Here is an 11,282-nt window from a genome sequence, read left to right as displayed (position 1 = left end):
GAGGGTTATCCCAAAGCTTGGGGCAGGTTGCTCACGTGTTACTCACCCGTTCGCCGCTCGAGTACCCCGAAGGGCCTTTCCGCTCGACTTGCATGTGTTAAGCACGCCGCCAGCGTTCGTCCTGAGCCAGGATCAAACTCTCCAACAAAAAATTAGTTGAACAGCATCCTGACAACAAACAAATGTTGCCAAAGGAATCCCAACCAGCCAGACAAAAGCCTGACCAGTCCGGGGTATAAATCATAATTGGCACTGGCTTTACAAGCACCCTGTTGAGTTCTCAAAGAACAACCACACACCGACCAGAAGCCCCACCTCAGTGGAACCCCAACCGGGGCTTTTCGTACCGCGTCCCCGTCGCTCTCGCGCCGGGCACTTTTACTACGTTACCTCACCGTCTTCGCTGTGTCAAACCGTGTGTCCCGGTCTGTCATGCTTCGTACGGGTCAGCGCCGGCGCACTCACGCAGCAGCGAACCGCTGCGTCAGGTCGTCGGATTCAGCAGACCGGCCGCTGCGGTTTCCCGCAGTCTCGCCCGGTTCCCTGCCGGTCGTGAACCTTACCCGGTCGGCTTCGCCGCACCAAATCCGCCTCGCGGCCGATCCGGCAAGCCCCGCCCGGACCGCGTCTCCCAGGAGCGAACCCCTGCTTGACCCGGTTGCCATCTCGTTTCGGTGCTCCAGGACCTTCGTCCCGTTTGCCCCGTTCCGCGCTGGCAGAGAGAAAGTTACGCGTCTGCGGGTTTGATCGTCAAATCCACGGGTGGCGGCGCGCGTCACATTCGCGCGTCCGACCGGTTTCCCCAGGTCAAGCCCCTCCGGCAGCAACCGGCGCTCGGTCAGGCCCGTCCGGCAGCAACCAGGGCTCGGCGGCTGACAGCGGTTCGGGCGCCGATTCGGCCTGATCCGCAGGAGCGGGCGGTGATCAGGACGGCTGCCGCCGCCGGGCGGCGAGCCAGGCCCGGACACCGAGGACGCCGGCGGTGGTGCCGATTGCGAGGGACGCGGCGATCAACAGCGCGTGCACCCACAGGAAGCTGGTGGCTGCGCCGTCGGCCACCGTGCCGGACGCCCAGGACCGCGGGTCCTGCCAGATGGCCACCGCGAACCTCGGCCAGATCACCCAGGTCCAGACGCCGACCCCGACCAGGAAGAGACTCCACCCTCGCGACAGCACCATGGCAGCCGAGTATGCCAGCGCACCTGTTCAGCGGGCCGGCGACGCGGACCCGAACGCCCTGCCACACCTGGGCAGGAGCACCGCCGCGCAGAGCGCAGGCTGTTTCCGGCGTCAGCGGGATGGGCACTGCGAAGGGGGACAGCTGAGGACCGTCCCCTGGAGGTGCCCCATGCAACCCTCGATCTTCAACCCCTGGGCCTGGCGTGATCCATCCGCCTTGGCCGGCGGGTATACCCAGACCACCCCCTCGGTCACCCCTCCGGAGGGTCAGGAGGATGGGCACGACGGCCCGGATGCTCCCGGCCCGGGCACCCCCGTCGACCTGGTGGGTTATCAGGTGCAGGCGAGCGACGGGCGCATCGGCACCATCGATGAGACGAGCGACGATGCGGACGCCGGGCACCTGGTGGTGGACACGGGGCCGTGGATCTTCGGCCAGAAGGTGTTGCTGCCGGCCGGGACGGTCGACCGGGTGGATCACCAGGAACGCGTCGTGCACGTCGACCGGACCCGTCAGCAGATCAAGGACGCCCCACCGTTCGATCCGGATTCGGCCGACCACGAGTACCGGGAACGCGTCGGCGCCTACTACGCCGACAGCTACCTTCCCCCTCCCGGTGCCATCCCGCGGGTAATCTGAGGCCGTGGTCCGGACGGGCAACTGCGCATCCGAGGCGGTCGACCTGGTCGACGGCCGCTTCCTCGGTGCCGTGCCCGAGATCCCGACCAGCTCCGGCGATGGCCGTGAGCAACTTCTGAACGTCCTCCGTGCCGGTGGTCTGCGGTTTCGCGCCGGCGCGCGATGGCGGGCGACTCGCTGAGTCGATCCCGCTGACCGAGCAGGGCTGAGCCAGCCCTGCTCGGCGCGCGCCCACGCGTGACCCACCAACGGAACGAGAGGCACCACCATGTCCGTCGCACGAATGCTCACCGGCGACCGGCCCACCGGCCGCCTGCACCTCGGCCACTACGTCGGCAGCATCGCCAACCGGGTACGGCTGCACCGGCGCTACGAGAGCTTCTTCATCATCGCCGACCTGCACATGCTCACCACCCGCAACCGCCGGGAGGACATCGACCAGGTCGCCGGCAACGCCCGCGAGATGGTGACCGACATCCTCGCCGCCGGCGTCGACCCGGACCGTGCCACCTTCTACCTCCAGTCGGCCATCCCCGAGGTCGGCGACCTCAACACCCTCCTCCAGAACCTGGTGACCGTGCCCCGGCTGGAACGTGTGCCCTCGCTCAAGGACATGGCCCGCGACGCCGGCAAGGAGGAGATGCCGTACGGGCTGCTGGGTTATCCGGTGCTCCAGGCCGCGGACATCCTCTGCGTCAAGGGGGAGGTGGTTCCGGTTGGCCGGGACAACGCCGCACACGTCGAGGTGACCAGGGAGATCGCCCGGCGGTTCAACCACCTGTACGGCCCCGTCTTCCCGGTGCCCGAGTTGATCCCGGCGGACACACCGAGCCTGGTGGGGACCGACGGCGCCGCCAAGATGAGCAAGAGCCGGGGCAACTCGATCGCGCTCTCCGACGACGCGGCGACGGTGCGTCGCAAGGTGCTCGGCATGTACACCGACCCGAACCGGGTGCGGGCCGACGTGCCGGGCACTGTGGAAGGCAACCCGGTGTTCGCGTACCACGAGGTCTTCAACCAGGACCGCGACGAGGTGACCGACCTGGCCCGGCGGTACCGGGCCGGGCGGGTGGGTGACGTGGAGGTCAAGGAACGACTGATCGTCGCGCTGGAGGGGTTCCTGGCGCCGATCCGGCAGCGCCGGGCCGAGATCGAAGCCGACCGGGGCCTCGTCGACCGACTGATCGTCGAGGGCACCGAGCGGACCCGCCAGGAGGTACGTCAGACGGTGCTCGAGGTACGCCGGGCGATGGGGCTGACCGGCGCGTACCAGCAGGTGCGGCGGCGGGCCGAGCGGAGCCGGCGCCGGACGGACGCCTCGACCTGAGGCCGGGGCGTCCGGTCGGCGACGTGACGTCGGGTCCGCTGCGACACCTTCGGGGTCTCAGCGGATCCGGACGTCAGCCAGGTCCAGGGTGATCGGCGTCCAGGAGAGGTCCGGGGTGCGGTCCTCCTGGCGGATGTGGATCCGGCGTCGCGTCGGCACGACCAGCCCGTCGACCTCGGTCGCCCCGCTCACGTAGTGCGCGACCGGGGAGGAGCCGTTGACCACCGGCTGGTAGTCCATGCGCCGCAGCAGCCCGCTGTCGTCGAAGTAGTACAGCTGGGTGTCGGTGTGGGTGTGCACGCTCTCGGGGAACGTGACGCGCAGTACGCGCCACGACTCGCCGTTCTCCTTCCAGGGCTCGATCTCGTGCGCCTCGACGCCCGGCCAGGTGAACAGGAACGGCTCGACGAGGTAGTGCCAGGTGGCGTAACCACGGAAGTAGGCCGCCTGGGCGAGCGTCCACTGGCTCTCCTGGGTGTGACCGGCGAAGCTGGACCGGGGGTTCGTCAACTCGTCGATCAGGCTGCCGTCGGCTGCGGTGACGGTGACCCGGTCGGTGTCGCTGTCGTACTCGGTGATCTGGCCGGTGCCCTCCTGGACGTGGCGGATCCGTTCCCGGTGCAGGTCGGCCTCGACCAGTTCGGTGCTGTCGAAGTCGGGGCGGCCCTTGAACGCCCAGAACGGGCCGCCGTAGGTGAGCCGGGTGGTGAGGGTCGACGCGGTGTTCCAGCGATCGAGGCCGCCGTGGCGCTCGATCACCTTGGCGAGCAGTGCATCCATAGCTTGCTCCTAAGTTAGGACTAGACGGTCCGACGTTAGCACTGCTCGGTGGACGCCGACTACGATGGCGATGTGACTCAGCGGACTTACCAGGACGCCTGCGGGGCGGCGCGCACGATGGACATCGTCGGCGAGCGCTGGGCTCTGTTGATCGTCCGAGAGCTGGTGTTCGGCCCGAAGCGTTTCGGCGATCTGCGGGCCGGCCTGCCGAAGGCCAGCCAGAACGTGCTCAGCCAGCGACTGCGGGAGCTGGAGCAGTCCGGCATCGTCCGGCGGGTGCAGCTCGGGCCGCCAGCCAGCGTGCACGCGTACGAGCTGACCGAGCGCGGTCAGCAACTGGAGCCGACACTGATCGAGCTGTCGCGGTGGGGCGCCGGCCTGCCCGCGGAGCCGGACGTCGAGATGAGCACTGACGCGTTCATGCTGTTGCTCAAGGCCCTCTATCGACCACCGACCAGCGCGCCGGTGACCGCTCGACTCCGGTTGCAGGTGGGCACCGACGCCTTCGAGGTGGGAGTGTCGCCCAAGGGGATCAGCGTGGCCCGTGGTCGTTCGGGCCAGGTCGACGTCACGGTCACCGGCACGGTGAGAGTGCTGCGGGAGCTGATGTTCGGCGGCACGCCGCTGCGGTCGGCGGTCTCCGCGGGCGAAATCGAGGTGCAGGGCGACACCGGGGCGGCCGAGCGGTTCTTCCTGCTCTTCGGAGCGGCGCCGGGCGAGTGGATCGGATGAACCGCCGATCGATATAGCGCAGAATGCGAGAATGAGGCGGATTTTCGACATTTGTCCGGTGCCGTTGGGAACGACGCACCGGACCACGATGTTCGAGATCTTCTTCGATCTGGTCTTCGTCTTCGCGCTCACCCGGGTCATCACGTTCATGGCGGGGTCGCCGAGCGCGCTCACCCTGGCCCAGGGGTTACTCCTGCTGTTGCTGCTGCTCTACTCCTGGGGCCCGTACACCTGGGTGGGGAACCTGGTCCGGCCGGACATCGGCCTGGTCCGCGCGGCCACCCTGGTCGCGATGGCGGCGATCTTCGTGGCCGCGCTGGTGTTGCCGGACGCGTGGAAGCAGAGCCCGGGGTTACTCGACGCGCCGCTCACCCTCGCCCTGGCCTACGTGGTCGGCCGGGCGGTGCAGCTGGCGATCTTGTTCTGGGTGAGCGCGACGAACCCGGCACTGCGTTCGACGCTGCGCTTCTTCAGCGTGCCGGTGATCCTGGCGTGGCTTCCGCTGATCGTCGGCGCGCTGCTCGGCGGCGCGGCCCAGACGGCGCTCTGGACCGCCGCGTTGCTGGTGGACATCGGCGGCGCGCGGATCGCGTCCGCCTTCCGGCCGTGGCAACTGGGCAGCGTGGACCACTTCACCGAGCGGTTCGGCCTGGTGCTCATCATCGCGCTGGGCGAGTCGTTGATCTCGGCCGGCGAAGGGCCACGGACGATGGCACCGGTCGGTGCGGCCGTGCTGGCCGCGCTGCTCGGCCTCACCAGCACGGTCTGCCTGTGGTGGCTCTACTTCGACCGGCTGGCCCCCGCCGCGCGGAAGGCCGTCAGCGACGTGCCGGGTGAGCGCCGGGCCAGCGTGGCCGGCGACGCGTACGGCATCGGGCACTCCCCGCTGATCATCGGCGCCATCTACGTCGCGCTCGGCATCGAGGAGGTGATCGCCCACCTCACCGAGGAGTCGGCGCACCCCGGCCGGCTGGGCTGGGAGGCCGCGGTCGCGCTCTACGGCGGTGCCGCCCTCTACCTGCTCAGCAGGTTGGTCTTCCGCCGACTGACCGTTGGCGCGGTGTATCCGACGCAGGTCGTCGCCGCGCTGCTGCCGCTGGCCCTGCTGCCGATCGGCCGATCTCTGCCGCCGCTGACGGCGCTCACAGTGCTGACCGCCTTCCTGATCGGGGTGACCTGGTTCGAGCGACGGATGGACCGACGCGACGAACGACCCGAGGTGGCACAGCCGGGCCCCTCCTGAGCACCGCCGTGCCCTCGGTGCAGCCCGGCCACGGAAAACCTGACGCGCGGTGTCGATAACAGCGGCCCGCGTTCGTCGTCATGCTGTACGGCGACACGCCGCACCGAGAGGAGCCGAAACGTGAAGTACATGCTGCTGTTCATGAGCCCCATGGTTGACGGGGAGGTCGTCGACAACGGGTGCAGCTTCGAGGACTGGATCCGCTACGACCGGGAGATGAAGGACGCCGGGGTCTGGGTCTCCGGGCACCCCTTGCAGGATCTGACCACCTGCACCACCGTGCAGGTCGGCCCGGACGGCGAGCGCACGATCACCGACGGGCCGTTCGCCGAGACCCGCGAGTTGCTCGGCGGGTACGACGTCATCGACGTGCCGGACCTCGACGCCGCGCTGGACTGGGCGGCCCGCAGCCCCGGAGCCATCGGCACGGGATCGGTTCAGGTCCGTCCGATCTTCGAGCTCGACGTGCAGGTCTGACCGTGCAGGGCGAGGGGGCAGCCGTCGGGTCGTCGGTGGAGGCGGTGTTCCGAGAGGAACGCGGCCGGCTGCTCGCCTCGCTCGTGCGCCGCTTCGGCGACCTCGACCTGGCCGAGGAGGTGACTTCCGAGGCCATCGAGGCGGCGCTGACGCACTGGCCGACCGACGGCGTCCCGAGCCGGCCGGGCGCCTGGCTGCTCACCACGGCTCGGCGTCGGGCTGTGGACCGGCTGCGTCGGGACCGGGTGCTGGCGACCCGGCTCGCCGTCCTGCAGGCGGAGGCAGAGCGGGCCGATCACGCGCCGCCCGCCGACGCGGATCGCGACCTGCCCGACGACCGGTTGGCGCTCTTCTTCACCTGTGCGCACCCGGCGCTGGCCGCACAGGATCGCGGCGCGCTCACCCTGCGGTTCCTGGCCGGCCTCACGACCACCGAGGTCGCGCGGGCCTTCCTGGTGCCGCCCGCCACCATGGCCCAACGGCTCGTCCGCGCCAAACGCAAGATCCGCGACGCACGCATCCCGTTCCGGGTGCCCGGCCCCGACGAGTTGCCCGGTCGTCTGCCCACGGTGCTCCAGGCCGTCTACTCGGTCTTCACCGAGGGGTACGCGGCCAGCTCCGGCCCGGATCTGCAACGGATCGACCTGTCCGAGGAGGCCATCCGGCTGGGCCGGATCCTGCGTCGGCTGCTGCCGGCCGAGCGGGAGGTCGCCGGGCTGCTCGGCCTGATGCTGCTGGTCCACGCCCGACGGGACGCGCGTACCGGACCGGACGGCGCCATGATCCTTCTCGACGACCAGGACCGTGGACGCTGGGACCGTCCCATGACCGAGGAGGGGCGCGGCCTGGTGGTGATCGCGCTGACCGGCCGAGCGCCCGGCCCGTACGGCGTGCAGGCCGCCATCGCCGCGCTGCACGACGAGGCCGCCGACGTGGCCAGCACCGACTGGCCGCAGGTGGTGGCGCTCTACGACGTGCTGCTCGGCCTGGTGCCCTCACCGATCGTGGCGCTCAACCGGGCCGCCGCGGTCGCCATGCGCGACGGGCCGGCGGCGGGGCTCGCGCTGCTGGACGAGCTGGCCGACGAGCCTCGGCTGCGCGGCCACCACCCCTATCCGGCGGCGCGGGCCGACCTGCTGCGCCGGCTCGGCCGGTACGACGAGGCCGCTGCCGCGTACCGCAGCGCGTTGACGCTGGTCGGCACCGAACCGGAGCGCGCGTACCTGCTCAGCCAGCTGAGAGCCGTCACGACCGAGTGAGCTGTACCCTTCCCGGGTGAGTCTGCCTCTGCCTCCCGGGCCGTTCGCCGCGTACCTGTTCGACTGCGACGGCACCATCGTCGACTCGATGCCGCTGCACTACCTGGCCTGGCAGCGGGCCCTTGAGGAGTGGGGCTGCGAGTTCCCCGAGGACCTCTTCTACGCCTGGGGTGGGCGGCCCACCGCCGACATCATCGTCGCGCTGAACGAGCAGCAGGGTCTGGCCATGCCGGTGGCGGCCGTCGTCGAGCGCCGGGAGAGCTACTACCAGGAGTTGCTGCCGCAGCTCGCCGCCGTGCCCGAGGTGCTGGCGCACATCCACGACGCGCACCGGCGGGTCCCGTTCGCCGTCGTCTCCGGCAGCACCCGCGCGTCGGTCACCGCCTCCCTGGACGCGCTCGGCCTGCTGGACCGGTTCGACGTGCTGGTCTGCGCCGACGACTACACCCGGGCCAAGCCCGACCCGCAGGCGTTTCTGCTCGCGGCGGAGCAGCTCGGCGTACCCCCGGAGTCCTGCCTGGTCTTCGAGGACACCGACCTGGGCATCCAGGCCGCGACGGCGGCCGGCATGGCTTCGGTACGCGTGCCGCAACAGCGCACGCCCTGACGTCTCAGGCGACCGTCAGCAGGAGCTTCCCGGAGTAGGACGTCTGTAGGCGCTGGTGCGCGTCCCGCACCTTGCCCAGCGGGAACTTCTCCGCGACGTGCACCACGAACGGCCCGGCCTCGATGAGTTCGTTGAGGCGCTGCAACTGTCGAGGGCTCGATTCGCCGTCGTACGCGCGGACCATGACGCCCGGCCGCTCCTGCGGCTCCGGCCGCACCCCGTGGGCGAACGCGACCACCCCGCCGTCGGCCAGCGCCTCGGTGAGCCGGTCCAGCGTCGCGCCGCCGGCCATCGCCAGGATGGCGTTCACCCCGCCCGGCGCCGCGTCCCGGATCCGGGCCAGCACGTCGGTCATGTCGCCGTGGCCGTCGAGGGACACGTCGGCGCCGAGCCGGGTCACCAACGCGACGCCGTCCGCCCCGGATGCCACGGCGATCACGTTCAGCCCCTGCCGCTTCGCCAACTGCACTGCCAGGTGACCCTGACCGCCGCTCGCACCGAAGATCAGCAACCAGGCGCCGGCCGACAGGCTGACGGTGTCCAGCCCGGCCAGCGCGGTCAGCGCATCGGTGGGCATGGCGCCGGCGTGCTCGGCGGGCACACCATCGGGCACCTTCGCCGCGTACTCCGCCTTGACCGACGCGTACTCGGCGTAGAAGCCGCCCTTCGGCCGAGCGGTGGCGGAGACGTAAACCAGGTCGCCCACCGCCAGGCTGGTCACCTTGCTGCCGGCCGCGATGACGGTTCCGGCGCCGTCGGAGCCGGGCACGATCGGGAGCGCCGAGCCCTCCGGCACCAGCACACCCTCGCGCTCGTACGCGTCCCACACCCCGACACCCGCGCTCAAGACCTTGATCAGCACCTCGTCGTCGGCGACCTGCGGGATCGGCAGCTTCCGCAGGGTGATCACCTCCGGCCCGCCGAACTCGTCCAAGGCCGCAGCCTGCATCCGCTCTGGCACATCCCCGTCAACCATGTGGATTCCCTCTCCGTGCCGGCGTCACCGTCGCAGCATGCCGGCTCGGGAACAGGCGTGGTTCGGAGCCGAGCGTCGTTCACCCACAAGGGCGAACGCCCGCGCTCGGTGGGCCTGGCCGGGCGTAGCCGGGGCGGGCACGGGAATGTCCGCGTACCGCGCCGAGCAAGAGCGCGGGTGCGTTCGACGTGGAGGACCGGGCGCGTCGCGCTGGCCGCCGGACCGATGGAAGGGGCATGGTGCACGCTCCGTCGACGCGGGCCACGGCCTGGCTCCTGGTGGCACTGACCACGGCCTCCGGTTGCCTCGACGTGATCTGTCTGACCAAGCTCGACGGCTACTTCGCCAGCGTGATCACCGGCAACCTGGTGCACTCCGGCCACGCGCTCGCCACGGCCGACACCCGCTCTCTCTCGGGGGCGGTGGTGGCGGTCGGCGGGTACGCGGTGGGCGTGGCCGCTGCCACGGTGCCGTTGCGCCACACCCCGCCGGGTTGGAACCGCCGTACCGCTGTGGTGACGTCGGTCGAGGCGGTGCTGCTGCTCGGCTTCACAGTGGGCTGGTTTGCCTGCTCGGCACGTCCCGGGTACGGCTTCGGGCTCGTGCTGCTGGCGATGGCGGCCGTGTCGAGCGGCATCCAGAGCGTGATCACCGTGGCCGCCGGCGTACGGGGTGCGTCGACCACCTACCTGACCGGCTCGCTGACCGAGTTGGTCCGGCGTCGCGTCGTCGACCCGCACCGGTTCGCCGACGTGGGTGGCGTCGGCAGGCTGGCCGGGCTGGTGGTCGGCGCCGCGCTCGGCACGGTGGTGCTGCGTACGGCCCCGAACTGGGCATCCCTGCCGGCAGCGGTGCTGGTGGTCGCCGTGATCGCGTTCGCGATCGGCCTGACCCAGCGGGCGAGAACCGCCGCCGGCCGAAGCCAGCCGAGTTGACCGGAGCCGCGATCAGGAGGTCTGCGGCTCCGGGCCGCGAAGTGCCTGCTCGACGGCGTCGCGGACGCGGGCGTCCTCGCGCGCCCTGCTCTGCGCCCGGTTGCGGCGTCGGTAGAGGTACGCCCCGACGAGCACGGCGATCAGCACGACGAGCACCAGCACCAGCGTCCAGGGCAGGGCCCAGCCGTGCGCGGTGACCTGGACCGGCTTGAGCGAGGTGGTGGAGCCCGAGGCGTCGGTGAGCAGGGGTGTCACTGTCGCGGTCGCGGCCAGCGAGATGGCGGGAGCCACCCCGTGTACGGGCACCCTCACGTCCCAGCTCTCACCCGGAAGCAGCTCCGGCGGCGCGGCGACATCCTCGGCCCGCACCCGCAGCAGGCCGAACGGGCCCGAAACGGTCACCGCCTGCTTACCGGACAGGGCCGCGTTGCCGACGTTGTGGACCTTGTAGGTGATGGTGGCGTCACCCTTGCTGAACGGGTTGGTCGGTCCGGCGTACGTGACGTGGAGGTTCTCGATCGCGAGGTTCGGCTTCAGCTCGCCGCCCACCCGCAACTTGATCCGGATACCGAGGCGCCGGTCGACGTTGATCCCCTCAGCCTGGTCGGCCTGGGTCAGCGTGGTGAGGATGCCACCGACGTAGTCCCCGGGCGTGGCGTTCTCCGGAACGCTGACCTTGAAGGGGACCTGGGCGGTCTTTCCGGGCTGGATGACGACGCTGCCGGCGTTCGGCTTCACCCAGGCGCCGATCGCGATCGACTTCTTGTCCCTGGTGAGCAGGTCGAGCTGGCCGGCGTCGGTGGTGAAGCCGTCGGCCGCGTACACGGAGAGGGTCAGCGGCGCCGGGCCGCGGTTGGCCACGACCATGGCGTCCTCGGCGGCACCGCCCGGATTGACGTTGTAGCTGTAGCTGGACCGGGCCTCGCCGTAGCCGTTGGAGGCCGTCCGGACTGTCCAGGCGACGTTACCGTCCGCCGCCAGGGCGGGACCGGCGCCGACACCGACGGCCGCGACGACGGCGAGCAGGGACAGTGCTGTCGTACGGAGGCGTGCGGCGGTCGTGGTCTTCCAGCGAGTTACGGACGGTTGCATCTCAAGTCCTTGTGGTGATCTTGGTAGTGGGTGAA

The 11,282-nt window shown here is 70.4% G+C and carries 12 protein-coding genes and 1 rRNA gene; 8 read left to right on the top strand and 5 right to left on the bottom strand.

Annotated features, from left to right (window positions below):
- Both GA0070561_RS07870 and GA0070561_RS07865 read right to left on the bottom strand, forming a co-directional pair.
- Positions 1 to 148, bottom strand: a 16S ribosomal RNA gene (locus GA0070561_RS07870); the annotation flags it as partial.
- Between the two features lie 776 nt (positions 149 to 924).
- Positions 925 to 1,179: an SCO4848 family membrane protein gene (locus GA0070561_RS07865; protein WP_091397045.1), complete on the bottom strand. Its 255-nt coding sequence runs from the start codon at positions 1,177 to 1,179 to the stop codon at positions 925 to 927.
- A 169-nt stretch (positions 1,180 to 1,348) separates the two neighbouring features.
- Between GA0070561_RS07865 and GA0070561_RS07860 the strand changes: the two genes are divergently transcribed.
- Positions 1,349 to 1,819 carry a PRC-barrel domain-containing protein gene (locus GA0070561_RS07860; protein ID WP_091397041.1) on the top strand — a complete coding sequence of 157 codons (471 nt, stop codon included), beginning with the start codon at positions 1,349 to 1,351 and terminating at the stop codon, positions 1,817 to 1,819.
- A 268-nt stretch (positions 1,820 to 2,087) separates the two neighbouring features.
- Positions 2,088 to 3,146 (top strand): tryptophan--tRNA ligase, encoded by a 1,059-nt coding sequence (gene trpS, locus GA0070561_RS07855; protein WP_091397038.1) that lies wholly within the window; start codon positions 2,088 to 2,090, stop codon positions 3,144 to 3,146.
- Positions 3,147 to 3,203: 57 nt separating this feature from the next.
- On the opposite strand, the gene GA0070561_RS07850 is transcribed toward trpS, so the two are convergent.
- Positions 3,204 to 3,926 (bottom strand): hypothetical protein, encoded by a 723-nt coding sequence (locus GA0070561_RS07850; protein ID WP_091397035.1) that lies wholly within the window; start codon positions 3,924 to 3,926, stop codon positions 3,204 to 3,206.
- Positions 3,927 to 3,998: 72 nt separating this feature from the next.
- Here GA0070561_RS07850 and GA0070561_RS07845 point away from each other — a divergent pair, with 72 nt between their 5' ends.
- From GA0070561_RS07845 to GA0070561_RS07825, 5 genes are all read left to right on the top strand, one after another.
- Positions 3,999 to 4,658 carry a winged helix-turn-helix transcriptional regulator gene (locus GA0070561_RS07845; protein ID WP_141710332.1) on the top strand — a complete coding sequence of 220 codons (660 nt, stop codon included), beginning with the start codon at positions 3,999 to 4,001 and terminating at the stop codon, positions 4,656 to 4,658.
- A gap of 58 nt (positions 4,659 to 4,716) precedes the next feature.
- Positions 4,717 to 5,901: a low temperature requirement protein A gene (locus GA0070561_RS07840; protein ID WP_208603694.1), complete on the top strand. Its 1,185-nt coding sequence runs from the start codon at positions 4,717 to 4,719 to the stop codon at positions 5,899 to 5,901.
- 129 nt (positions 5,902 to 6,030) lie between these two features.
- Positions 6,031 to 6,378: a YciI family protein gene (locus tag GA0070561_RS07835; protein ID WP_091397592.1), complete on the top strand. Its 348-nt coding sequence runs from the start codon at positions 6,031 to 6,033 to the stop codon at positions 6,376 to 6,378.
- A 2-nt stretch (positions 6,379 to 6,380) separates the two neighbouring features.
- A complete protein-coding gene (locus GA0070561_RS07830) occupies positions 6,381 to 7,637 on the top strand; it encodes an RNA polymerase sigma factor (protein WP_091397022.1) in 1,257 nt (418 codons plus the stop codon).
- A 16-nt stretch (positions 7,638 to 7,653) separates the two neighbouring features.
- Positions 7,654 to 8,244, top strand: coding sequence for an HAD family hydrolase (locus tag GA0070561_RS07825; RefSeq protein WP_091397019.1), 591 nt, complete (start codon positions 7,654 to 7,656; stop codon positions 8,242 to 8,244).
- A gap of 4 nt (positions 8,245 to 8,248) precedes the next feature.
- On the opposite strand, the gene GA0070561_RS07820 is transcribed toward GA0070561_RS07825, so the two are convergent.
- Positions 8,249 to 9,220 (bottom strand): quinone oxidoreductase family protein, encoded by a 972-nt coding sequence (locus GA0070561_RS07820; RefSeq protein ID WP_208603693.1) that lies wholly within the window; start codon positions 9,218 to 9,220, stop codon positions 8,249 to 8,251.
- Between the two features lie 236 nt (positions 9,221 to 9,456).
- Between GA0070561_RS07820 and GA0070561_RS07815 the strand changes: the two genes are divergently transcribed.
- Positions 9,457 to 10,155, top strand: coding sequence for a YoaK family protein (locus GA0070561_RS07815; protein ID WP_091397013.1), 699 nt, complete (start codon positions 9,457 to 9,459; stop codon positions 10,153 to 10,155).
- Positions 10,156 to 10,167: 12 nt separating this feature from the next.
- Here GA0070561_RS07815 and GA0070561_RS07810 read toward each other — a convergent pair whose 3' ends face one another.
- On the bottom strand, positions 10,168 to 11,247 hold the full coding sequence (locus GA0070561_RS07810; protein ID WP_091397010.1) for a WxL protein peptidoglycan domain-containing protein: 1,080 nt from the start codon (positions 11,245 to 11,247) through the stop codon (positions 10,168 to 10,170).
- Positions 11,248 to 11,282: the final 35 nt, after the last annotated feature.

Origin of the sequence: Micromonospora saelicesensis (genome assembly GCF_900091575.1) — a bacterium.
GTDB classification, from domain to species: domain Bacteria; phylum Actinomycetota; class Actinomycetes; order Mycobacteriales; family Micromonosporaceae; genus Micromonospora; species Micromonospora saelicesensis.
This window is presented reverse-complemented; position numbering and strand designations above follow the sequence as displayed.